Here is a 24867-nt window from a genome sequence, read left to right as displayed (position 1 = left end):
TTTAAAAGGACTAACACATAAAATTGACAACCATTTTTTCTAAAAATAAAAGAATTTCTTGAAACTAACAATCCCTACCTAGTCGGTAGACAGGCTCGAGGCTTTACATTGGGTCTGCCTTTGCCGACAGGCAGGACCGACGCAAAGCCTCGAGGTATGCTTTTCGATTAAAAATTCGATTATTGGTTTTCTGTCTCAATATTTAGTACGCCTCCTGTTTCAAAAACCGAATAGGGTACAAAATGATCCTTTAATGTTTTCCCATTGATTTCTATTGATTTCAATTTACGGGACGTTCCTTTTTTTGAAATGGTTAATTCCTTACCATCATTCAATTGCCATTTAATCTCATCAAAAATTGGAATGGTTGTTATATACTCGTTATCTGCTGTAGATAGTGGATATAAGCCTAATGCTGAAAACACATACCATGATGACATTTCTCCTGCGTCATCCATCCCAGACAATGCAAGTCCATAGGCTCCAATACCGTAATAATCCTTTAGAAGTTTATCTATAACTGCTTGTGATTTTTCTGGTTTATCAACAAAATAATAGGCAAATGGCGACTCATGATCTGGTTGGTTTCCATGACAATATTGCCCTAAGAAACCAGACACGTTTCTTGCAATATGATTGGGGTTCCAAGGCATTGAAAATAAAGAATCCAATTTTTTTTCAAACGGTTCTTTGCCTCCGTATAAATTTACTAAGCTGGGCATATCATGAGGAACATAAAAAGACAGTTGCCATGCATTTGCCTCTCGATACATATATTCGTAATACGGGTATTGGGGATCAAAAGGTATTACCCAATCTCCATTATCAAATCGCCCCCTCATAAATTTAGTCTTTTTATCAAACATATACTTATAATTTTCAGACCGCTTCATCAAATCTTTCGCATGTACGGAATCTCCTAACTTTTCGGCCAAAAGACTTAAGGCATAATCATCATGGGCATACTCTAAAGTTTTAGAAACTCCAGCACGGCCTCGTGTTTCTACATGGGGTTTTTCAACAGCTAATTCCGATATATATCCCTTTGCTATATATTCTTCAATATGTGGTCTTGTACCCCCTCCTTTGTAAGCATTATTCAATAAGAGTTCATAAGCTTTCTGAACATCGAAGTTAGTAATCCCTTTAAAATAAGAACCTGCTATAAATGGTGCTGCATGGTCTCCATGAAAAAAAGTGGGTATAAACCCCGTAATCGTTCCCCTATCCACCATACTTTGAATCACATTTCCAGTAAGCTCAGGCCGTAACATTCCTAACAAAACTAATTTGTTCCTATAGGTGTCCCATAAAGAAGGTAAAGTGTAATAATCAAATTTTTCTTTTCTAATTTTTCCTGCCTCATCCGTAAATTCCCCGTTTAAATCGCTTCTTAAAGCTGGCCATAGAAAAGATCTGTATAAGGAACTATAAAAAATTCCTTTTTCTCTTTCAGATCCGCCTTCAACTTTTATTCGAGATAGTAAAGTATCCCATTCCTTAACACCTTCTGCATGAATTTCATCAAAAGACTTCATGCCAATTTCAGCATTTAAATTCTCTTTTGCATTTTTAATACTTACAAATGATAATCCAATCTTTAAAATTAACGGACCAGAATCACCATCTTTAAGACGAATCATCGCATAATTATCCTCTATATCCAACTGCTCAATCTCTTGACTTAAGGTTGCATAAAAGTAAACCTTATCCCTACCCATATTTTGCACACCTTCCAATTCTTTAGTGCCAATTTTATTGATTTCCCAATTAACGACTCTATTATTTGCTTTATTTAGGTCAAAGAGCACTCGCTTGTCATGGTTGTTTTCAAAAGTATATTCATGAATCCCACAACGCAGCGTTGAACTAAGTCTCACATCAACTTTAAAATCTTCTAAGTAAACTTGATAATAGGCAGGTGATGCTTTTTCCTTTTTATGCAAGAACTTTGATTTATAAGGATATGATTTTGATCCAGAGACTGGTAAAATGGGGATATTACAGTAATTCCAATGCCCTTTGTTTGTATGTGTGAAACCTAAAATTTCTGTATCTTCATATTCATAACCTGCTCCCGTACGATACTCGGTTATGGGACTCAACTGAACCATTGCATTAGGCAAGGAAGTCCCCGGAAATACAAGCCCCGCCCAAACTCTCCAATCCTTTGGAGGGGTATATCCAATTATATTAGTATCTGTTAAGGGTGCCGTGCCTAAAAAAGGGTCTACAAATGCTGTGAAGTTTTCATTGGAAACTTCTGCATTTTGGTTTTGACAAGATGAAATAATAAAACAAATTGACAGCAAAAAAATGGGGTAGATAAACTTATTGTTCATTACAAAATATAATTTAAGATAATAATTCAGGTGATTCTTTGTAGGTCTTCCATAAAAATTCACCAAACAAGGTGTTTGCCCATGCAAACCAAGATCTTGTAAAGTTTTTAGGATTATCTTTATGAAAGGTTTCATGCATAAAACCAGTTCCCGCATGGGTCGCTTTTAGCATGGCAATACATTTTTTAATTTCTGCGGGGCTATTGCTTGTTAAACCTTGCATGGTTATGGCCATTGGCCAAATCATATCCACACCTACATGAGGTCCTCCAATACCTTCTGCCGCTTTTCCTTTGTAGAAGAACGGGTTATCTAAAGACAGAACAAATTCCCTGGTATTTTTATATACCCAATCATCTTTATCAATAGCATCTAAATATGGCAAAGACAATAAACTAGGTACATTGGCATCATCCATCAACAAATGATTTCCGTAGCCATCCACTTCGAAAGCATAGATGTTCCCATATTTTGGGTGGTTTACAATGGCATGATCTTGCAAGGCCTGTTTTACCTCAGCACTTAATGCTCTTAATTCTTTAGACAGGGCAGCATCTCCAACAAGTGCATCTATCATTTCGGCTGCTTGGTTTAAACTCACTACAGCAAAAAAGTTTGATGGTACCAAAAATGAAAATACGGTAGAATCGTCACTGGGTCTAAAAGCCGAACAAATCAACCCTACAGGTTTTACTGGGTATCCATAACCTTTTAGATCTCTTGTATCTGTTCCAAATGGTGTGGTACGCTGAAAATGGTATGGGTTTGTACCATCCTTTTCTTGTTGGTCTTTAAAAACCTTTAAAATGGCTCTGATTGATTTTTGCCAATCTGCATCAAAAGGAGCCGTATCTCCAGTTGTTTTCCAATAATTGTAAGCTAATCGAATAGGATAACATAAAGAATCTATTTCATATTTACGTTCATGAACACCAGGTAACATATCTGTATGGTCTGTGGTCCACTCGCCCTTCTTATTAGGGTCGTTATAAAATGCATTCGCATACGGATCTTTTAAAATGTATTGTGTTTGGGTATTAATAACACCTGCAATCAAATCTTTTAAATCTTTATCTTTGTCTACAAATGCCATATAAGGCCATACTTGAGCAGAACTATCGCGCAACCACATGGCATCGATATCACCTGTGATAACATAGGTATGTGGTTTGCCATTTTTCTTGCTAAAGGTTACTGTAGTATCCAAAGTATTTGGGAAACAATTATTGAATAACCATGAAAGCTCTTCGTCTTTTACATTTTTTTTAAATTCCTTAATAGCATCTTCTATAAATTTGCTTTCAAAATGTCTTTTCTCTTTTGGGACACGCACTACTGGGAATTCTCTTGATAGTGTACTTGCCATAATATTGGTAGGTGCTACCATTGCTAAACTTCCAAAAAGTGCTGTGTTTTGAATAAATTTTCTTCTTTGCATGATTTTAATAACTGTTTGTTTGATAATAACAAGAGTAAACATTAATTACATGTTTAGCCCTTTTAAATTTTTATCTATGATTAAATTTTAACTATTTCGTATCTTTTGAAAACCCGAAGGCCATACCATCCTATATAAATAAAACTAATTAGGGGCAATACATAAGAAAAATTGATTTCTGGAACCCCTATAATTGTAGTATCTGCAACGCCATTTCCTCCTATATCAATGATAAGTGCCTGTACTTTTGGTAATAGGGCACCCCCTACAATAGACATAATCAATCCTGCTGAACCTACTTTTGATTGTTCTTCTGTTAAATCGCCCAATGCTATACCATAAATGGTTGGGAACATTAAGGACATACAAAAAGAAATACAAACCAAGCTGTACAGACCTACCATGCCATGTATTAAAATTGCTCCCAATGTAAATACCATTCCCAAAATAGCAAAGTACATTAACAGCTTACCTGAACTAATAAACCTTAATAAATAAGTACCCACAGCGCGACCTATAGTAAACAATATAAAGGCCGCCATTTGATAATAACCTGCTGTAACACTATCCATACCAATGGCTTCTGCATATTGGTAGATGTAAGTCCAACACATAATCAAACACCCTGTATGGAAAATTTGCGCCAAAACCCCTAAAACATATTTCGAGTTTTTACTCAAAACAGCAAAAGTTTCCCCTATTTTTGGCATACCGCCTTCATCTTTGGCTTGTGGCATTTTACTTACAAAGAAAATCACGAAAACTGCCACTAAAACCAATCCTAAAATCACATAAGGGTTTCGAATGACCATCAAATCTGATGTTCTAATCAATACTTTGGACGCTTCATCCAAAACACTAAAATCCTCTACATCATCTGACTTTAAGTTTTTTAAAACAAATTGTTGTGCAACAAACAACCCTACAATCAATCCAACAGGATTAAATGCCTGTGCTAAATTTAAACGTTGGGTAGCAGTTTCTTTATCACCCATTGCCAAGGCATAGGGGTTTGCTGCTGTTTCCAAAAATGCTAAGCCAAAAGTTAAAATATAGAGCCCCAAGCAAAAGAACCAAAATTGCTCGGTAACTGCAGCGGGATAAAATAATAAGGCTCCTGTAGCATACAATCCCAAACCTATTAATATCCCCACTTTATAAGAATACTTTCTCATAAACATGGCTGCGGGCAATGCCATACAAAAATAACCACCGTAAAATGCCATCTGCACCCAAGCGGCTTCTGAGTTTGAAAGTTCTAATACTTTTTTAAAGGCTTGTACCATGGGGTCTGTTACCGCATTGGCAAAGCCCCATAAGGCAAATAATGATGTTACTAAAATAAAAGGTACTAGAACCTTTTTTGATACTACTTTGGGAGCATCTTGATTTTTCATACTAAATTGATTGTTTAACTATAAATAAAAATATTCAGTCAATATATAAATAAAAATGCATACCACATATATCAAATTAACTTTGATTTTCTTTAAATTATTATTCAAAAAAAGATGCTTCAAATTTTATTTAAGGGACACTATATTATAATGATGTTTATAAATTTTGATTCTGCGCACTTTCTTCTTTTAAACAATCAATAAAAAACTGGTTTTCATTTAAAAAAGTACGGTATTATATAGCTTCTTCCTATGAAAAAAGCCTAAGTCCATAAGTTCGTAATTTAATTGACCTATGAACTTAAAAGCTTCTAACAACTAACTATAAACTAACTTTTTTGTTTATATTATTTTATACTTTTTTAATTTACTATCATCCTTTTAACGAAATGTTTTCCTTCTAAAGTTCCTTTTAACATATATAAACATTAGATTTAAATATTAATACTATAATTAGTTTATAAAATTAGGTTCAGCATACTTTCTTCTTTTAAACAATCAATAAAAAACTGGTTTTCATTTTAAAAAAGTACGGTATTATATAGCTTCTCCCCTATGAAAAAAGCTTAAGTCCATAAGTACATAATTTAATTGACCTATGAACTTAAAAGCTTCTATCAACTAACTACAAACTAACTTTTTTGTTTATATCATTTTATACTTTTTTAATTTACTATCATCCTTTTAACGAAATGCTTTCCTTCTAAAGTTCCTTTTAACATATATAAACCATTAGATTTATCAGACAAATCAATTGAATCAACGATTTTAGATAATGAGCCTGTTTTTACCAATTGTCCTGTAATGGTATATATATTATATGATACTATTTCATTAATGGCTGATTTTACCTTAAAGACACCCCTTGATGGATTTGGATAGATACTGAATGACTTTTGAAGTAATTCATCATGGATGCTTAAACTTGTATTTAACTGCCAAGTTGTACCGGCCCCTAATGTGGCACTGGTAAGGTTTACTTGTTCCTCGGCGGTAGTCCCCGATCCTTCGTCTAGTTTCCAATTTGCTACCAAACCAGTTTCCGAGCCTGATAAAAATGCATCCATTGAGGCTTGAATTTCTCCTGCCGTACGGGCCACATTCCAAATACGCACATCACTTAACTGTCCTGATAAGCGTCTATCTGGCCAAGTAGGATGTTCTCCTAAATAAAAATTCAGTTGGGAGACCAATATAGGATTACTTCCATTTTCGGACCCTTCTGATATTCCATTATAAAATATCTCTGCATTACTGCCATCATACACTACGGCCACATGGGTCCATGTATTTAGAGGCAAATCGTTGTTGGCTGTGACTTCAAACCAATTATTACCGGGACCGACTTCCCCTATACCCATATTAAATTGAGCCTTTTGCCCACTTAATCGAATTGTAAAGCCTCTGGAACCGATATTTCCACCAACCCATTCCACATTAGACATAATAGTCCCCTCCCCAGCGTAAATATTTACCCAGGCTTCTGCGGTAAAAACTGCAGGTGAATAACTTGCTGAAGTACCGCAATCTACAAGACTAGCGGCGTTAGTTGCATCAAACTCTAGTGTGTTTCTTGTTTGTGCATTAATAGTTGTGAATCCAGCACTTAATAGGAAACACAAAAATATGTTAGTAATTTTTTTCATAATACTTTAAATTTAAATAGTTAATACCATAACTAGTTTATAAAATGTAGGTTCAGCGCACGCTCTTCTTTTTAACAATCTATAAAAAAGTGGTTTTTATTTTTAAAAAGTGCGGTATTACCAATTTATTAATTGAAATGAGCTACAGAAAACGACATTGCTTATTTGTTTTAGCCTGCTGCAAGTTATTTGCATAGCCTAAGCTATGGAAATGATGAGTAAAGTGATAAAACGAATTAATGAATGTGTTTGAATAGCATATTTCAATTCATAATTGGTATTATATAGCTTCTCCCCCTATGAAAAAAACAGGGAGAGATAGCTTATATATTTTAGTTTTAATGTTTACTCATTTTATCTATAACAGATCTGCTGCTTCTAATCTAGCAGCAGCTTCAATGAGCATAACCCCACTAAGTTGGGTTGTTAAATCAACTTTTCCAGTGGGAGCCACTTTCCAGTTATGACCAGACATCATATTTGGCTTACTCAATCCTTTTGCATGAAATGTTTCTACATTGAATTTAAAAAATTTCAAAAAAGCATTGCGATCGTTTGTATTAAGATCTGGCAACAAAATCAATTCTGTGAAATAACGCACTAAAATACCTTTAAAAAGGCCTCCATCCCCTTCTCCTTCATCTCTCAATAGTCCTTCTGTTGTTAATTTAGAACTTGTCATAAGGCTTTTGGCAGATTTAAGCGCATTAAAAAGATAGTCTTCTTCTCCCGTTTCTTGATAGAGCCTTATTCCTGCACCAATCCATGTACCCATATTATAGGTAAATATCCAATCTTTATTGGTGGTCACAACACCATCGGTTTCTGAAATGTTATCCCATACCAATCCTGTTGCCGGATCAACCAATGTGTTTTTTTGCCATTCATATATATTTTTAGCCCAATCTAGATATTCCGTATTTCCTTCTAAATCATATAAACGCATTGCTAAAACGATAGTTGGGCCATTTGATACGGCGTTTTTCGATTTTGGTGTATCTTTTTTCCAAGTGATACCTCCACCAAACACATCGCTATGGCTTTTTAGAATTTCAGTCCATAAAAATTCTGCAACATCTTTGTATTCAGAGTCATTTGTGGCAACATATGCTCTAACACAAGCATTAGCCAACCACAACATATCATCATTGAAGACATTTACATAGGTGTTACCATTTTTACTTTTAATACCATTTAACAATGCTTTCATTTTTGATACATATGAAGCGTCTCCGGTTCTAACATAGCCATCTACCAAAATATGAAGCGCATGACCGTTTGGCCAATAGTGAAATGTATTATCTCCAGCATTATTTGCTGTAAAAGTACCTTGAGAACCTAAAAATTGGGTATACGTTGCATCTTGGATGGAATCTGCCGTTGCTGACCAATCATATTGAAATTGATCATCGTTATTATTTACATCGCGAAGCGGACGCGGGTCAACAGAACAAGAGACCACAAAAAGCAATCCTAGAATTACAAGTATAGGGTTATCTATTTTTCTTTTATTCATAATATCCTTGTTTTTAAAGTATCGTTACTGAATGCGTGTATGCTGGAGCGGTTGCACTAAAAATAATATCGATATCAGTATTAGCTTCATCTGCATTTCCATTGAACTTAAAGCTATTTGCCCAATAATCATCACTTACAGGAACCATATACCAATATTCAGACCCCGTGTTATCATCGGGCCTTTGATTATCTCCATTGGTACTTCCATACCACTCTTCAACAGTATTTCCTTCATCATTAATCGTAAATTTGAATTTATAGCGCTCATCTCTACCCCAAGATTCTTGTTTAAACTCAACAAACACATTGGCAGCTCTCCACGTGCCATCACCCACATAATCGAAATCAAATAAATATTCACCTAATGGAGGAAACCATAATTCTGTTTTTTCTACTTCTACTATTTTAACCGAAGCATCACTAAAATCTATTCTAATTCTAAATACTTTTTCTGTATCCGAATAGGTAGTGCTGCTATCTGCTTCAAGATTTGCCCCATTAATAAAATACACTTCGGGCGTACCTTCTTTTCTAGTTATAAAATGATAATCTCCTGGTTTTAAAGAAGTGTATATTTCATAAGTTGTGGCTCCTGTCTTTTTTAAGGACATGGCATTTTCAATAGCTTCACCAGCTTCAGTAGCGCTACCAGTTATAAAAAGTTCATCAGGTGTTGGAAATCCAGCTGGTCTTTCAACTTCAATAATTCTAGAAACACCCGATTGTTGAAGGTTAAAACCTTTTGAAGAAAACACAGTCCATTTTAACTTTCCAGTGTTTTTAGCTTGAATACCCGCCATTTCGGCTATCTTGTTTAATTCTGTAAAAGAAAGGTTCAATACATTTTGAAACCCTTTTCCATCAGAAGGTGTCACATAAATAGGATTGGAAAAATCTCCAGATTCTAAATCAAAAGCGACATCATACAACACCACGCCATTGTCTTCTGCTTTGGCATGTTGCCACTCAAAAACAGCAGAACTTTGAGCCCCTAGATTATAAAATTTATTGTCATCGGGCGCATATAAGGTTTCTACGCTTGACACATTCGTGCTTGTTAATTCATTATCATCATCGCAACTTGAAAAAAGAGCTAAAATTGCAATGGCCATTAATTTTATATATGTTGATTTCATAATTATAAATTTTAGTTTAGTTTTTTAATTACCAATTTGGATTTTGAGTTAAATTACTATTTATAAGGCGTTCATCCCTAGGGATTGGCCATAAATAATGTTTACTAGGGTCAAAAGTCCTTTGGTTTACTCTTAAGTACCCGTTATCTTGTGATATGGGACCAAATTGCGCACCATGTGCCCATCCATTCAACACGTCTTCGGCTATTCTCCATCGTCTGATATCAAAGATCCTTAAACCTTCCATCGCCAATTCAATGCGTCTTTCATTTCTTACTAATTCTCTTAAATCACTTTGATTCAACAAAGCATCAAAATTAAGCGCCATAGGATCTGTAAAACCAGCACGCGCTCGCAATGGTTTTATAGTCTCATCCCAAACGCCAGCATCTAATTGTCCCAATTCATTTTTTGCTTCAGCATACATTAAAAGAACATCAGCATAGCGTATCAACATCAAGTTTAATCCTGATGCCAAACCTGATCCATGCGTTGGATCGAAATACTTACGGGTATAGTATCCTGTAGAGGTTGCCGATGATCCTGACACAAACTCATCGGTTGCATTACCTGGTGAAGATCCTGGTTCGATATATATTGTATGAGTGCCACCTCCTGGTTCCTTCCATTGATAACCATGATAAACAACCGTGTTAGTTAACCTAGGATCTCTATTAATATATGGGTTATCTTCATCATACCCTGAACCAGATTCATTTATTCTTTTACCATTGATCATTAAATAGCTATCCACCAACTCTTGGGTAGGAGCCAAAGCGTTTAAACGTGCATCCGCCGATAATGGGGCCATATCAAAAAACTCTCCCCAAGTCCTGAGCTCTGGTACATATTGCAAGCTTAAAATATCCTCATTATTATATTCATTTTCAGGAAGGAACAAACCCTCATAAGAAGGAAACAATCCGTAACTTCCATTGGAGGTAGTGCCTATTAGTTTTTCACACTCGGTAACAACCCCATCCCAATTACTTTCATACAGCTGCACTCTAGCCTTTAAAGCTATGGCAGCGCCTTTTGTTATTTTTCCTCTTTCTGATACGTCATACTGTGTATTATCCGGAAGCTCCAAAGAAGCAGCTTGCAACTCATCTAAAACAAAGGCAATAACATCTGCATGTGACGTTCTTGAAATGGTTTGAGCTTCTTCTATGGATATATCTGAAGAAATCAATGGCACATCCCCAAACCATGTGGTTAATTGAAAATGTTGGAACGCCCTAATAAAACGTGCCTCAGCTTTCATTCTATTCTTAACAGTTTCATCTAAATCAGGCACACGGTCTATATTATCAAGAAGCAGGTTACATGATTTAATTCCAGCATATCTATCACCCCATTCAGATTTAAGCCTTCCCAAGGAAGGATCATAAGTGCCTGCTGCCAAAGAAGCAACGCCTTCGTTATCACCTCTACCATTATACGCATTATCTGACGCACCTTCGTTATAAAAAAACCGGCTACTAATTTGCATTTGTGAATAGGCCGTGTTCAACATGGTTTGCGCTTCATTTACGCTTTTCCAATAGGTGAGGTCTGTAAACTGGTTTTCAGGAGCCAACTCCAGTTGTTCGCAGCTTACAAACAAAACGACCAAGACTGTTATAAACTTGAATTTATATGTTATTATATTTTTCATAGTATCTAATTTAAAAAGTTATATCTACCCCTAACCCGTAATAAGACAATGAAGGGTAAGCTCTACCGCTATTAGCTCCATTAGGACTCAGATTACTGTTGAATTCTGAAAGTTCAGGATCCACAAAATCAACTTTTGAAAGTGTTAACAAGTTCTGACCGGACACATAAAAATGAAGGTTTTTCATACCCAATTTTTCTGTTATATTGTCTGGCAATGTATAACCCAACTGAATGTTTTTAAGTCTTAAATAAGCACCATTGTATAAATACATATCAGACCCTCTTCTAAAATTGTTTGTATTGGACTGAGAGCCTGCATTTGCCAAGCGTGGGTATTTAGCATCCGGATTCATGGGCGACCAAAAATCCAATTGATGGGTGTACATCGTAGCACCATAATTAAAATGGAACGGCTCTACCAACTCACCACGAAGCATCATGGTCCTTTTACCAACACCTTGCACAAATAAACTGAAGTCAAAATTCTTAAAACCCAAATTATAAGTTACACCATAGGTATATCTTGGAAAAGAATTATCAAAAATAAATTTATCGTCGTCATTGATAACGCCATCGTTATTGGCATCTACATATCTGTTATCACCAGGGACCACTGTTAAACCTTCTGGCACGGCGGCACCTTCAATTTCTTCCATATTCTGAAAAATACCATCTCTTTTCAAGCCAACATACGAGTTAAAGGCCTCGCCTTCTCTTAATAATAATTGCAGTTCCTCAATACCTGTAAGTCTTTCTTCTCCTTGAAAATCCAACACTTTATTTTTTGTATCACTAATCGATACATTTAAGCTGTGTTTAAACAACTTACCATAATGCCTGTAAGTAGCACTTACTTCCCAGCCTCGGTTTCCAACTTTACCAGCATTAAAATCCGGTAAATTGGTTCCGTAAACTCCTGGAACTGCTGGAGGCACCAATATATCTGATGTAACGGTATCAAAATAATCCAAAGACATGGTCAAAGCCCCTTTTAAAAAGTCTAAATCTGCTCCTAAATTTAAAGTCGCTGATTTTTCCCATTGTATATCTGGGTTTGCGAAATTATATCCTGTACCACTAACACCTTCATTGTTGTACCCATACGCATTTTGAAACGTAAAAAAAGTGGTTTGATACTGATAATTACCTACATTTTGGTTACCCAAAACACCATAGGATCCTCTAAATTTTATGTTACCAAATTTTTCACGATAGCTATCCATAAATGCCTCATCAGTGACCTTATAACCTAGAGATAGGGATGGAAAAAAGCCCCATCTTTTTTCTTTTCTGAATTTTGAAGAACCATCGTAACGGAAGTTGAATTCTGCATAATACTTTTGATTAAGATTGTATGAAAGTCTTCCAAATAAGGAATTCAAGCTATTTTTTGATGAACTTTGGTTTGAATTATACGAATCTTCACTTATTTCTGTATCTGTGATTGGTGTGCCCAAATCTATATCTGTATACTTTTTGAAGATTCCAGTACCTCTATCAGAATGGTTTTCATTGGAAACCCCTACCAGGGCACTTACATCATGTTTTTCATTAAAAGTTTTGGAATATTGTACCATCAATTGCGTATTCAAATCCAAACTTTTACGACTTTCATCATCTGTATTGTTATCTGCTCCATAAACACCTTTAGGTAAAAAATCTACTTGTGTCCGTCTTGCGTAAAGTGTATTAGAATAAAGTCTACCGCCAAAAACGCCTCTAACTTTTAAGGCATCGGTAATTTGAAACTCTGCATCAAAATTTCCGAAGATATCATCGTTGTCATATTTTCTAAAGCCACCTTGCTCTAAAATCCCCAGTGAATTAAATTGATTCAGAACATCGTTTGTTAAATAATTCCCTTCCTCATCAACTTGCTTATAATACAATGGTACCCTAAACGCATCTACCATTAAAGTAGCGGTACTAGAAGAGTGATCTGTAATTTTCTGTTTTGAATAGGAAATATTTGAAGTAATTTTTAATTTACCATATTCATTGGTCGTATTGATTCTGTAATTGTAACGTTCCATGCCTTTACGAGGCCCTACAAAATTACTGCCCTGATTTAAATACCCCAATGACACTAAATAGGATGAATTTTCACTACCACCAGAGATAGATAGATTTTGATTTTGCTGCAGAGCAGCCGTGACAATTTCTTCTGCAAACCATTCATTATCTCCTTCTGCCCTAAATTGGCTTATTTGATCTGATGTAAATACCGCTGTACTTTCATTAGAATTGTAAGCCGCTTGGTTTCTTAAAATGGCGTTTTCGTAACCATGTACCGGTTGCGTGAAAAAACGAGGTGAATTATATCCAACCAAACCACTATATTGAACGGTCATTGGCGTATTTTTACGTCCCTTTTTTGTTGAAATAAGTATCACCCCATTACTTGCCCTAGATCCATAAATGGCCGCACTACCTGCATCTTTTAATACAGAAACATTTTCTATATCGGCAGGGTTTAATGAATTGATGTCGCCACCAACAATACCGTCAATAACCACTAATGGACTATTATTACCTAATGTCCCTATACCACGTATATTAACGTTAAGCCCAGCTCCAGGCTCGGAGTTTGTTTGTTGTATGGTTAAACTTGGAGATTTTCCTTGCAACGCTTGGGTAGTATTAACTGTTGCACGCCCCTCAAAGCTTTCACTCCCCACTTGATCAACCGCTCCAACAACTTGAGATCTTTTTTGAGTGCCATAACCTACAATGACAACCTCTTCAAGTGCTTGGTTACTTTCATTTAAAACAACATCTATAATATTTGAATCATTTACCACAACCTCTTTTGTGATAAAACCTAAATAAGAAATGACCAATACGTCATTGACTTCTACGGTCAAAGCATAGTTTCCGTCAAAATCCGTAACCGTTCCTCTTACCGAGCCTTTAATGAGCACGGAAGCTCCTGGCAAGGGACTACCGTTCACATCTTTAACACTTCCAGTAATGTTTAGTTTCTGTTGCTTTGCTTTTTCAATAACAGCTGAATCATCTTTGGGCAATCGATCTAGTTTGCCCTGCTTTAAAATAATTTGCTCTCCTTTTACTTTGAAGATAACATTGGAATCTGCAAATAAGCGCTTCAATACAGAAGAAAGTGCCTCATTGTTTGCCTTAATCGAAACTTCTCTTTGATAGTTGACCTGTTTATCTTTATAGAGAAATTTAAATTCAGTAAGTGATTCAACTTCATCCAGCACTTTTTCCAAGCTTACGTTTTGGAAGTCTATACTTATCTTGATCTTTTGTGAATGACCGTCATTAGCTTGAAGTTGAAATAAAGAAACTATAAAAACGAGGGTAGTGAGTTTCATTTTTAAATCAAATTTTCTTGGTAAAGAGGCATACCTCTCTAACCTAAATAGTTTTTTCATATTTTTGTAATGAATTTATACGGTTAATTTAGTTTAATCGTTATTTTAATCGGAAGATGCTGCAAACATCTTTCGATTTTTTTTTGTAATAACGATGATTATTTATCTAGTTTTAGTTTAGTCTTTAAATCATAGGCGTTATTGTTTTAATTGGTTAATTAATTGTAATTTGATCGTTTACTATAGTGTATTCTATAGGATGTATTTCGTGTATGACCTTAAACACCTCTTCTATGGTCTCAATATCAAAAGTGGCTGTTACAAAATCTTCACCAAAGGGTTCATTATGATTGATTATTTTCACATTATAATGACGTTCCAATTTTTTAATGATTTTATTAAAGGGCAAGTGCTTAAATATAATTCTACCTTCAATCCAAGCGAGGCTCATTTCTATATCGGCTTTTGCTACCGCAATTTGGTTTTTGTTTTTATCCCAAGCTGCTTTAAACCCTGGGGTTAATAGCGTAGCTGTTTCTTCGCTATAAGCAGATTCACTGTTATATACACTTACAGAACCTTCTACTAAAACCGTATTAACATCTACATCCTCATCATAAGAACTCACATTAAATTGCGTTCCTAAAACCCGAACATTAACTTCGTGAGTATTTACAATAAATGGATGTTCGGCATCTTTTGCTACATTAAAATAAGCCTCTCCATTTAAAAAGACCTCACGATTTTTACCTTCAATAAACTTTATTGGGAATTTTAAAGATGTTCCTGCATTCAAATTAACAACAGTACCATCAGACAATTGAACTTCAAACCTTTTACCATAAGGTACCATTAATGTATTGTATGTTAAAGTTTCCTTTGTCGTTTCATTGTCATATATTAATTGATTTCCACTTTGACTTCCAACAACATGGCCTTCCGCATCAAATATTTGTTTAACACCGTTTTCACTTATCACTTCAATATTGCCATTTTCAAGCTGAAGCGTTACACTTTCAATTGGGGCTCTTAATTCTGATTCGCTTACAAAATAACCCTGTACAAAATAATACCCGATGGCTAAAAATAGAATTATGACAGCGGCATATTTCATCAGGTTTCGTATTATTAGCAATCTATGTACTTTCTTTTCTTTATCGATTAACTCTAGTAATTGTTTTTTTGAGTCATCAACATCAAACATATCCATATTTAAATCAATTAAATAATTAATTTTTATGTAACCTTTAAATAACTCAAAGTTCTTTGGGTTTTCAAGCCATGATTCTAGTGCCTCTCTTTCTAAAAGAGTAGCTTGTTTATTAAGATATTGAACTATTAGTCTTAGTATTTTTTGAGAAATCATTTTCAGGTCTTATATTACTAAAACACAATAATTTTGCAAAACCCTAACTTTTTATGACATTTTTTTTTATTTTCGCAAAAATCAACCCTCATTATTATCAAAATCCCTAAACTCCTTTTATTATATGGATAATATAGAGCTAATATGCAAACTTAAAAAAGGTGATTCCAAAGCATATTCATTTTTGGTAGACACTTACCACAATGCACTATGTAGCTATGCTTTTCAACTTACAAATGATCGTGATTTAGCTAAAGATATTGTTCAAAATGTATTTATTAATATTTGGAGGATCCGCTTAAAACTTAAAGACGACTTTGCTGTTAAAAGTTATTTATATAGATCTGTTTATAATGAATTCCTTAACCAAAATAGAACTTTAAAATCCGTTGTTCCTTTAGATAAAAAATATATTGATGCGCTTAGTTCAGTTGTTGAAGAAGAAGATGAAAAATCATTAGAAAAATTAATGGCCCTAATAAGGCGTGAAATTGAAAACCTACCTCCTAAATGTAAACGAACATTTTTGCTAAGTAGACAAGATGGACTTAGTAATATAGAAATTGCTGAGTATTTAAATGTTTCTGTTAAATCTGTTGAAGCACATATCACTAAGGCATTTACTACATTACGTAAAACTGTTAGAGGTAAAGCGGAAAGTGTTTTATTTTTGTTGTTTGGAGAAAAACACACAGGTTAAAGCTTCATATTTTACCTATTAAATAATTGCTTTGGGAATGGCAAGGTATTCTGCTTTCCTATCTAATTTTATATATGGGTATTAGTCAACATTAAAAAAAATTATTCAAAAAAACTATTGTTATAACCCAAAACCGTAATACCCCTTAAATTGTAGATTACAAAGTGGTTGAGCAATTCTTTATTGGTGTACTTTTCAATAAGAAGATGGTCCTTTTTAAATGCTATTTCAGCAAAACGATTAAAATATAGGTCACAAAACAATTGTATGTTGATTTCGGGCTTTACAATGCCCTGCTTTTTGGCATCTTCCAATAGGCCATAAACTATTTTGTAAACCACAAAATCCCTGAAATCGTCAAAAATAACATTGGCTTTGGGATAGTATTTTTTAAGTCCGAAAATAAACGACGGCCTAAAATGCTTTAAATGCTCAAAAGCTTTTTCATAAATTAAAATGATGTTCGTAATGGCATCGTTTTCAGGAGATGATATAATAGCTTCCAGTTCTTTCCTGTAATCTTCAATTAAAAATGTGACACTTTCCACGACCAATTCTTCCTTGCTGTCAAAATACTTGTAGATGGTCTTTTTGGAAATGCCTAATGTGGCCGCCAAATTGTCCATAGTAAAGCGTTTACTGCCAAACTTGGTAAAATTGGCGACCGCATATTTTATTAAGTCGCATTTCCGTATCATTTAATTTTAATAGGATTTCCGTTTTATTCTGAAACGCTATTCAACTGGAATGGACAATAGCGGAATGTTCAATCCAGAGGCCATTACCCTGGTTTTGCTTTTATGGACTATGGATCCCCAAAAACCGTATTTTTTGGGAACCATTACCAATAGATTGGCATTGGATTTTTTTATCTCTTTTTCTATCTCTTCAATGACAGTATCAGACTTTACATTCTTGTACAAATAGGTAACGCCTTCCAATTCCTTGTCAATTTTATCAAGAGCATTATTTTTTAGGGCTAGTTCACCTATCTTTTTTTCTACATAGAACACGGTAACTTCAGTCTTTAATTTTAGGGCTATTTGCCTTAACCTTGCCAATGTTTTTAAAGGGATACCCTGCATTAAATCACACGCAAAAAGCGTGTTTTGTATCCCGGTAAACTGTGCATTGACAGGAATGGCCAACACTGGGAATTTTTTCATACTGATTAAGGTGGTAGTAGGATTTCCCAGTAAATTTTGTTCTATGGATTTAGGGGACATTCCCATAACCAAAAACCGTACGTTGTGGGTTTCCATTAAAGAATCTATCTCACGTTCCAAATCAACATAGCTACACTTATGCTCAACTTCAATACCAAATTCTTTGGTAAGGCCCAAAGCTGTTTCCTTTAACCTGTCCTTATTTATCTTTATCAGATTTTCTATGGTAGCTGCCGATAAATAGGTATTTGATGCGTGTACAGGCAATTTAAAGGCATTGAAAAGTATTAGTTTTGTGTTGAAAAGCTGGGCCAATGATGCCGAATAGCGTACGGCATTATCAGCTGTTTTGGAAAAGTTTGTCGCCACTAAAATAGTCCTCATAATTTTAATTGATTGGGTTTATCCAACAAGTTATTACTTCCAACCGCCCCCAAGGGCTTCATATAGATAGACCACACTCAATAACTGTTGCAACTTATTGTCTATCACGTTCAGTTCAGCATTCAAGGCACTTTGTCTCGCCGTTAAAAGGTCTAAATACGTGCCATAGCCATTGACCAACAGCGCTTCCGAGTTATTTTCGGCATTGCGCAGGGCTTCCACTTCTTTTTGTCGGTATTCAAATTTTTCGGTTTCGGCATTGTAAGCGTACAGAGCGTTAGATACTTCGTTTCCTGCCACTAAAAGCGATTTTTTAAAATTGAGCAAAGCTTGTTCCTGTTGTGCTTTTGCCACTTCGTGTTGGGTTTTTATTCTTCTTTGGTTGAAAATGGGCTGTGTTAATCCGCCCACAATATTGGCAAACAATGAATTGGCACTTAACAGCTCATCCAATTCCAGGCTTTGAAACCCTCCTGAAGCCGTTAAGGTCAATGATGGATAAAAATGACTCCGAGCCACATTGGTCATTTCAAAAGTATTGATCAAGCCATATTCTGAAGCCATCACATCTGGACGATTACTTAACAAACTTGCTGGAACGCCCAATTTTATATCGGATTCCAAACTTTGGTCTTCCAAAACACCTCGTTCTATATACTGTGAAGGTTTTCCCAATAAGAAGTTCAGTGTGTTTTCAGTCCTAAAAATGGCAGCTTCAATATCCACCTGTAATGCTTTGGCGTTATGGTATTGGGCAATATTTTGGTCCACAGCCACTTGTGTAACCTGTCCGGCATCCTTTAATGCTTTAATGGTAAAAACACTACTGTCTCTTGCTACAACTGTTTCTTGGGTTACTTTTAACTGCGCATCTAATGCCAATAGCTGGTAATAGGTGGAAGCAATAAGTGACACCAATTGCGTTTTTACAGCTTGATGGGCAGCTACACTCTGTAAATAGCCTGCTTCTCCAGCACGTTTGTTACTGCGTATCTTGCCCCAAATATCTGCTTCCCAAGAAAGGTTTCCAGTAAGTTCATATTGGTCTGTTGATGTATTTGACAAGAACGACCCAAATTGGCTGTTTTTGGACAATTCCTGATGCGTCCACGTTGCTCCAGCACCCAAACTTGGCAAATATCCTGCCTTTCCCTGTTTCATATACGCCTCGGCAACCGCCATTTGCTGCATCGCCACACGGATGTCCAAATTGTTCTGTAAACCTTCCTGGATGTACTGTTTCAAATAAGTATCAGAAAATAAATCGTTCCATGAAATAGCTGCCATCGACAGGCTATCGGTGGGCAGATTATCGGTTCGGTACAGGCTATCGGTTTCCTGCAATTCCGGTCTTGTATAGTCCTTGGCCACAAAACAACTTTGTAATGTGAATGCCACCAATACCAAAAGGATGGCTTTATGTAGATATGGATTTTTTATAAATTTCATCATCACTGTTCTTTTGTTTCAATTATAGGTTTGCTCGATACTTTTTCCTGTAACCACTGGAACAACATAAATAGGATGGGGATAATGAATACCCCTAAAAGGGTTCCTATCAACATGCCTCCGGCGGCACCTGTCCCTATGGAATTGTTTCCTTCTGCACCCACTCCTTTTGCCAGTACCAAAGGCATCAATCCTAAAATAAAGGCGAAAGAGGTCATTAAAATGGGGCGCAGACGTGCTTTGGCTCCATTAATGGCGGCATTTACAATGGAATCGCCCGCTTTTCGCCTTTGCAGTGCAAACTCCACAATCAATATGGCATTTTTAGCGAGCAGCCCCACCAGCATAATCAAGGCAATCTGGAAATAGATGTTATTTTCCAAGCCAAAAAACTTCGTACTTATATAGGCTCCAAAAACACCAAAAGGCAACGAAAATACCACGGCCAAGGGCAATAGATAACTTTCGTATTGGGCACTTAACAAGAAGTACACAAACAAAATACTTAAGATGAAGATGAAGGTGGTCTGGTTTCCTGCATTTACCTCTTCCCGTGTTAGACCAGAATAGGCAACCGTATAGTTACTGGGTAGCTTGGCAGCTTCTTCTTCTATAATCCTAATGGCATCCCCCGTACTAAACCCTGGGTTAGTGGCACCAGTGATATTGGTAGAGTTGTATAGGTTGAAACGGGTCACGGATTGTGGTCCGTACACGCGGTCAAGGCTTACAAACTGTGTAATGGGCGTCATTTCTCCAGTATCTGTTCGTACATACATACTGTTTAGGTCGTCCACTTTGGCACGGTCTTCTGGCAAGGATTGAATGTACACACGGTACTGTTTCCCAAAACGTGTAAAATCTGAAGCATAAATACCGCCTATATACCCTTGTAATGTTGAAAAAATACTGTTTATAGGCACTCCCTTTTCTTTTGCCAAGGGTACATTGATGTCCATTTCGTATTGTGGATACTTTGTATTGAAAGCAGATTGTGCATACTGAATTTCCGGATGCTGCATCAACGCCAGTGCAAATTCTTGGTTGGCCTTATCAAGGTCTGTAAATTCGCCTCCAAATTTATCCAATAAGTTCACATCAAAACCAGCAGAGTTACCAAACCCCCTAATACTTGGCGGTGAAAAGAAAATAATGTTGGCTTCAGGTATAGTGGCAGCAATACCGAACAATTTACCAATGATAGCCTGGGAAGACAATGAAGGGGCTTTACGTTTACCCCAATCATCAAGTTTAAAAAACCCAATGGCATAGTTACTACCAGAACCACTAATTAAACTTCGTCCTTTTATAAAAGACAACCCTACGACGCCTTCCAAATCATTTGTTCTGGCATATAAATCTTTGGTAACCGCGTCTGTTCTATCTAAGGATGATCCAGCTGGCAGTTCTATATTCACAAAAATAATTCCTCTGTCTTCATTGGGCACAAATCCCGTTGGGGTTGTTTTGGATGCCCAAAAAATGCCAATTGTTGCCAATACTAAAAGCAATACAGGTACCCACTTCCTTTTGTACAAAAACTGAAGGGCCTTTCCATATCTATCCACCGTAGCACTAAATCCACGGTTAAAAAGGGCATAGAAACGTTGTAACGGATTTTTATCTTTTAGTTCTTCATCGTGCTTGTGCTCCTTCAACAGTAAGGCACATAACGCTGGACTTAAGGTCAAGGCATTTACTGCAGAAATTAAAATGGCGATAATCAAGGTAACACCAAATTGCTCATAAAATACTCCTGTTGGACCAGACACAAAGGTGACGGGGATAAATACGGCAGACATTACCAAAGTAATGGAAATAATGGCCCCAGATATTTCGTTCATCGCCTTTAATGTGGCACTTTTGGGATTCTTTTCGCCTTGGTCCATTTTGGCATGTACAGCTTCTACCACCACAATGGCATCATCTACCACAATACCAATAGCGAGCACTAATGCGAACAATGTCAATAGGTTAATGGAGTAACCAAAGACATTCAGGAAAAAGAACGTACCGATAATGGATACTGGAACAGCAATGGCCGGAATTAAAGTGGAACGGAAATCCTGCAAAAAGAGAAAAACCACTAAAAACACCAATAAAAAGGCTTCTATCAAAGTACTTATTACTTTTTCGATAGAGGCATTTAAGAACAAACTGGTATCGTAAGGCACAAAAAGGTGCAATCCATCTGGCAGGTCTTTTTCAATATCGTTTAAGGTCGTTTTGACCCCTTCAATAATTTCTTGGGCATTGGAACCTTTGGTCTGGAAAATACCCATAAATACGGCATTATGACCCAAACTTTCCGCATTGGATGCATACGATTGTGCATCCAACTCAATGGTTGCCACATCGTTTAACCGTAAAAATTCACCATTTCCTAAAGCTTTTACAACAATATCCCCATACTGTTGCGCTTCCTTAAAACGTCCGCTATAGGTCAATACATAAGAAAAAGCTTCTCCATTATTTTCTCCCAAAGCACCGGCCGCCGATTCCAAGTTCTGTTCTTGTAAAACAGCGGAAATATCGGATGGGATTAAGTTGTATGCCGCTAACTTTTCAGGCTTTAACCAAATACGCATGGCGTAATCCTGTTGGGAAAACACATTCACATTTCCAACGCCATTTATTCTTTGTATGGCAGGAATCACATTGATTTTTAAGTAGTTTTGAATATAGGTGGCATCATAATCTTCGCTATCGGTGTACAAAGACAAGAACATCAAGGCACTGGTTTCTTGTTTTTGAGTGGTGACACCGGTCTGCCGCACTTCTTGTGGCAATAACGGATTGGCCCGTGCCACACGGTTCTGCACGTTTACCGCTGCGATATCCGCATCCATTTCTTGGTCAAAAAATACGGTGATTTCTGCACTCCCATTATTGGATGCGGTAGAGGTAATATAGGTCATCCCTTCCACCCCGTTAATCTGTTCTTCAATAGGGGTTACCACGCTTTCCAGCACCGTTTTGGCATTGGCTCCAGGATAGGACGCCGTAACCATAATGGTAGGTGGTGCAATATCCGGATATTCCTCAATGGGCAAACTGGTGATACTAATAACACCGAGCATTACTATGATAATTGATATAACGGTTGAAAGAACGGGTCTTTCAATAAATGTTTTTAGCATAATTATGGGGTTCTAATTTTTAAACAATGTTGATATAGGTTTTGTAACCTCATCAAAAGATACTTCTTGTGGGGTGATGGGCATCTCGTTTTTAAGTTTCCCCACACCTGTTGTTATGATTTTGTCATTGGTATCTACCCCAGATTCCAGAACATATAAATTATCTATTGTCGCTTTCACTTTTACAATGGTATTCACAGCTTTATTGCCTTCTCCCAAAGTAAAAAGCATAATTTTTCCCTGTTGTTCATAAGTGGCTTCCTGAGGCACCACAATAGCATTTTCATACACTGTGGGAACCTGTATTTTTCCACTGTTACCGTTGGTTAAGAGTTGGTTGGGATTGTTAAAAACCGCCCTTAGGCTTACGGTTCCGGTATTTTGGTTCACCTGTCCCGTACTTGTCTGTATTTTTCCTTTTTCGGGATACATGCTACCATTGGCCAGTATGAGGTTTACATCTGGATAGTTTGCCAGTTTTTCCTTCAAACTTTTCCCTTCGGCATTTTGTAGGAAGTCCAGATATTGGGTTTCGTTCAAACTGAAAAACGCATAGACCTTGCTAATATCGCTAACAGTGGTCAAAGGCATAGAGTCGCCAGGGCTTACCAGTGTGCCTTCCCTAAAATTAATGGCACCTACATAGCCATCTACCGGACTTTTAATGGTTGCATACCCAATATTGGCAGTCACGCTGCTATAATTGGCCTGTGCCTGTGCCAGATTTGCTTTTGCGGTTTCCAACTGCACTGGGCTGATAATATTTTTCTCCACAAGCGGAATTAATTTATCTACTTCTACCTGTGCAACATTGACACGTGCTTTTGCTGCTCCTGCATCTTGGCTCAACGATTGTGTTTCCAGTCTAAATAGGGTTTGTCCTTTACGTACCTTTTGACCTTCGTCCACCAATACCTGCTGGATATATCCAGAGGATTTGGCACGTACACCGCTATTTACAATCCCCTCAATGTTAGTTGGATATTCATTGAAACTTGTTATTGTCTTAGGCTGCAATTTTGTTACTGGGAATGGAGCTGGGGGCATTTGGGCTGCTGCTGGGCTGTTTTCTTGTTTGTTCCCACAGCTTGATAGCCATACAATGGCAAGCATTCCCACTATTGAATATAGGTTATTTTTTTTCATTACTACAGATTATGGTTTATCGTTATTTTGTATGATTCTATTTCTTAATTTTTGTAGGGATTTTATTCCTTCATCTAAATATTGGATATAATCATCGTGAAAATCCAAATCAAATTTTGAGGCTTCATCTACTATTTCATTTTTGTTTTGGTATTCTTTATACTCTTTTATTTCAATATGCAGTTCTTTTTGATTGAAGCAAGATTCTATCATCTCATCAAAACTTTGAACAATACTGTCCTTATTGATTATAAAGTATTTTTTTCTGTCGCCAAGTTTGGTGAAATACACCAATTTCTTTAAGTCCAGCAAATGGTTCAAATGTGTGGAAATGGTACTTTTGCTGGCACATAAATCGGTCACCAAATCATCAAAAGTGGCTCCAAGTTTTCCGTTGAGAATCACATAGGCAATAATACGGGCAGCTACAGGAGCCAATTGGTCTTTGTTTTCGAAAAAAACCCCTAATTTTTCGATTAAGATTTTTTTTTGATTGCAAGTAATCATTTTTATGAAATTTTCAACAAAAATATATTTAGTTCGAAACAAACCGAACTAAAAGAAGTTAAAAAAACGTTAAATATGATTCGACTATTTATTTAAAATTTCAAACGTAGAACTCATCTTCACTTTTTGTGTTTAACCGAAATCGAAGATTCATGAACTCCGATTTATGATAATAAGAATTTAGTGAACTAAAATGAGATAAAATTTGTCCAAATAAGGCCCTTTTTGAAAGGCATAGCATTGCTATGGATAATAAAAGTAACGAAATATGAGTGGATTTTAGCCATTCCTGCCGGCCAGGCAGGTTTTAGGAAATAGAAAAAGTCAAGATGAGCTCGTATAGTTATTTTAATAACATACCATTCAGATTACGAAAAAAAAACTTCAAAGTAATTTACAAGTAATAAAATTATAAGTCTACTGGAATTCCTATATTACAAATAAGTCGTTTATACAGAAATTTTGTTGTGGATTAATAAAGGTTTTTTTTTTTCATTTTAGAAGAGGATGTCTAAAAAAGTCTTTAATTTCCCTT

Annotated in this window: 16 protein-coding genes; 1 reads left to right on the top strand and 15 read right to left on the bottom strand. The window is 36.2% G+C overall.

The genetic code is table 11. The features are described from left to right. Window positions 1-179: 179 nt before the first annotated feature. From PQO00_RS19355 to PQO00_RS19315, 9 genes are all read right to left on the bottom strand, one after another. Window positions 180-2342, bottom strand: coding sequence for a GH92 family glycosyl hydrolase (locus PQO00_RS19355; RefSeq protein WP_274186506.1), 2163 nt, complete (start codon window positions 2340-2342; stop codon window positions 180-182). 13 nt (window positions 2343-2355) lie between these two features. After that, a complete protein-coding gene (locus PQO00_RS19350) occupies window positions 2356-3780 on the bottom strand; it encodes a glycoside hydrolase family 125 protein (RefSeq protein WP_274186505.1) in 1425 nt (474 codons plus the stop codon). A gap of 80 nt (window positions 3781-3860) precedes the next feature. Next, on the bottom strand, window positions 3861-5177 hold the full coding sequence (fucP, locus tag PQO00_RS19345; RefSeq protein WP_274186504.1) for an L-fucose:H+ symporter permease: 1317 nt from the start codon (window positions 5175-5177) through the stop codon (window positions 3861-3863). A gap of 665 nt (window positions 5178-5842) precedes the next feature. Continuing rightward, window positions 5843-6823, bottom strand: coding sequence for a LamG-like jellyroll fold domain-containing protein (locus tag PQO00_RS19340; protein ID WP_274186503.1), 981 nt, complete (start codon window positions 6821-6823; stop codon window positions 5843-5845). A gap of 358 nt (window positions 6824-7181) precedes the next feature. Beyond that, the gene (locus PQO00_RS19335) at window positions 7182-8339 is read right to left on the bottom strand and encodes a glycoside hydrolase family 76 protein (protein ID WP_274186502.1); all 1158 of its coding nucleotides are present in this window, start codon (window positions 8337-8339) and stop codon (window positions 7182-7184) included. Between the two features lie 13 nt (window positions 8340-8352). Continuing rightward, complete coding sequence (locus PQO00_RS19330; RefSeq protein ID WP_274186501.1) at window positions 8353-9477, bottom strand: SusE domain-containing protein; 1125 nt, start codon at window positions 9475-9477, stop codon at window positions 8353-8355. 28 nt (window positions 9478-9505) lie between these two features. After that, on the bottom strand, window positions 9506-11134 hold the full coding sequence (locus PQO00_RS19325; protein WP_274186500.1) for a RagB/SusD family nutrient uptake outer membrane protein: 1629 nt from the start codon (window positions 11132-11134) through the stop codon (window positions 9506-9508). A 10-nt stretch (window positions 11135-11144) separates the two neighbouring features. Further along, window positions 11145-14534, bottom strand: a complete 3390-nt coding sequence (locus PQO00_RS19320; protein WP_274186499.1) for a TonB-dependent receptor — start codon at window positions 14532-14534, stop codon at window positions 11145-11147. 154 nt (window positions 14535-14688) lie between these two features. Continuing rightward, window positions 14689-15840, bottom strand: coding sequence for a FecR family protein (locus PQO00_RS19315; protein ID WP_274186498.1), 1152 nt, complete (start codon window positions 15838-15840; stop codon window positions 14689-14691). Between the two features lie 124 nt (window positions 15841-15964). Between PQO00_RS19315 and PQO00_RS19310 the strand changes: the two genes are divergently transcribed. Continuing rightward, the gene (locus PQO00_RS19310; protein ID WP_274186497.1) at window positions 15965-16540 is read left to right on the top strand and encodes an RNA polymerase sigma factor; all 576 of its coding nucleotides are present in this window, start codon (window positions 15965-15967) and stop codon (window positions 16538-16540) included. Between the two features lie 101 nt (window positions 16541-16641). Here the strand turns inward: PQO00_RS19310 and PQO00_RS19305 are convergent, their stop codons facing one another. Genes PQO00_RS19305 through PQO00_RS19280 form a run of 6 tightly spaced genes read right to left on the bottom strand, consistent with a single transcriptional unit; the run spans window position 16642 to window position 24332 of the window. Beyond that, window positions 16642-17238: a TetR/AcrR family transcriptional regulator gene (locus PQO00_RS19305; protein ID WP_274186496.1), complete on the bottom strand. Its 597-nt coding sequence runs from the start codon at window positions 17236-17238 to the stop codon at window positions 16642-16644. Window positions 17239-17274: 36 nt separating this feature from the next. Then, the gene (locus PQO00_RS19300) at window positions 17275-18090 is read right to left on the bottom strand and encodes a universal stress protein (protein WP_274186495.1); all 816 of its coding nucleotides are present in this window, start codon (window positions 18088-18090) and stop codon (window positions 17275-17277) included. Between the two features lie 33 nt (window positions 18091-18123). Then, complete coding sequence (locus tag PQO00_RS19295) at window positions 18124-19542, bottom strand: efflux transporter outer membrane subunit (protein WP_274186494.1); 1419 nt, start codon at window positions 19540-19542, stop codon at window positions 18124-18126. Further along, on the bottom strand, window positions 19542-22679 hold the full coding sequence (locus PQO00_RS19290) for an efflux RND transporter permease subunit (protein ID WP_274186493.1): 3138 nt from the start codon (window positions 22677-22679) through the stop codon (window positions 19542-19544). The genes PQO00_RS19295 and PQO00_RS19290 overlap by 1 nt, the downstream gene beginning before the upstream one ends. Window positions 22680-22691: 12 nt before the next feature. Beyond that, window positions 22692-23825 carry an efflux RND transporter periplasmic adaptor subunit gene (locus tag PQO00_RS19285; RefSeq protein ID WP_274186492.1) on the bottom strand — a complete coding sequence of 378 codons (1134 nt, stop codon included), beginning with the start codon at window positions 23823-23825 and terminating at the stop codon, window positions 22692-22694. Between the two features lie 9 nt (window positions 23826-23834). Beyond that, window positions 23835-24332: a GbsR/MarR family transcriptional regulator gene (locus PQO00_RS19280; RefSeq protein ID WP_274186491.1), complete on the bottom strand. Its 498-nt coding sequence runs from the start codon at window positions 24330-24332 to the stop codon at window positions 23835-23837. Window positions 24333-24867: the final 535 nt, after the last annotated feature.

It is taken from the genome of Flavivirga sp. 57AJ16 (genome assembly GCF_028736925.1).
Lineage (GTDB): Bacteria > Bacteroidota > Bacteroidia > Flavobacteriales > Flavobacteriaceae > Flavivirga.
This window is presented reverse-complemented; position numbering and strand designations above follow the sequence as displayed.

Excerpts from the sequence above, each read along its gene's own strand:
- PQO00_RS19355 (WP_274186506.1), bottom strand. The coding sequence starts at position 2,342 with ATGAACAATAAGTTTATCTACCCCATTTTTTTGCTGTCAATTTGTTTT.
- PQO00_RS19350 (WP_274186505.1), bottom strand. The coding sequence starts at position 3,780 with ATGCAAAGAAGAAAATTTATTCAAAACACAGCACTTTTTGGAAGTTTA.
- fucP (WP_274186504.1), bottom strand. The coding sequence starts at position 5,177 with ATGAAAAATCAAGATGCTCCCAAAGTAGTATCAAAAAAGGTTCTAGTA.
- PQO00_RS19340 (WP_274186503.1), bottom strand. The coding sequence starts at position 6,823 with ATGAAAAAAATTACTAACATATTTTTGTGTTTCCTATTAAGTGCTGGA.
- PQO00_RS19335 (WP_274186502.1), bottom strand. The coding sequence starts at position 8,339 with ATGAATAAAAGAAAAATAGATAACCCTATACTTGTAATTCTAGGATTG.
- PQO00_RS19330 (WP_274186501.1), bottom strand. The coding sequence starts at position 9,477 with ATGAAATCAACATATATAAAATTAATGGCCATTGCAATTTTAGCTCTT.
- PQO00_RS19325 (WP_274186500.1), bottom strand. The coding sequence starts at position 11,134 with ATGAAAAATATAATAACATATAAATTCAAGTTTATAACAGTCTTGGTC.
- PQO00_RS19320 (WP_274186499.1), bottom strand. The coding sequence starts at position 14,534 with ATGAAAAAACTATTTAGGTTAGAGAGGTATGCCTCTTTACCAAGAAAA.
- PQO00_RS19315 (WP_274186498.1), bottom strand. The coding sequence starts at position 15,840 with ATGATTTCTCAAAAAATACTAAGACTAATAGTTCAATATCTTAATAAA.
- PQO00_RS19310 (WP_274186497.1), top strand. The coding sequence starts at position 15,965 with ATGGATAATATAGAGCTAATATGCAAACTTAAAAAAGGTGATTCCAAA.
- PQO00_RS19305 (WP_274186496.1), bottom strand. The coding sequence starts at position 17,238 with ATGATACGGAAATGCGACTTAATAAAATATGCGGTCGCCAATTTTACC.
- PQO00_RS19300 (WP_274186495.1), bottom strand. The coding sequence starts at position 18,090 with ATGAGGACTATTTTAGTGGCGACAAACTTTTCCAAAACAGCTGATAAT.
- PQO00_RS19295 (WP_274186494.1), bottom strand. The coding sequence starts at position 19,542 with ATGATGAAATTTATAAAAAATCCATATCTACATAAAGCCATCCTTTTG.
- PQO00_RS19290 (WP_274186493.1), bottom strand. The coding sequence starts at position 22,679 with ATGCTAAAAACATTTATTGAAAGACCCGTTCTTTCAACCGTTATATCA.
- PQO00_RS19285 (WP_274186492.1), bottom strand. The coding sequence starts at position 23,825 with ATGAAAAAAAATAACCTATATTCAATAGTGGGAATGCTTGCCATTGTA.
- PQO00_RS19280 (WP_274186491.1), bottom strand. The coding sequence starts at position 24,332 with ATGATTACTTGCAATCAAAAAAAAATCTTAATCGAAAAATTAGGGGTT.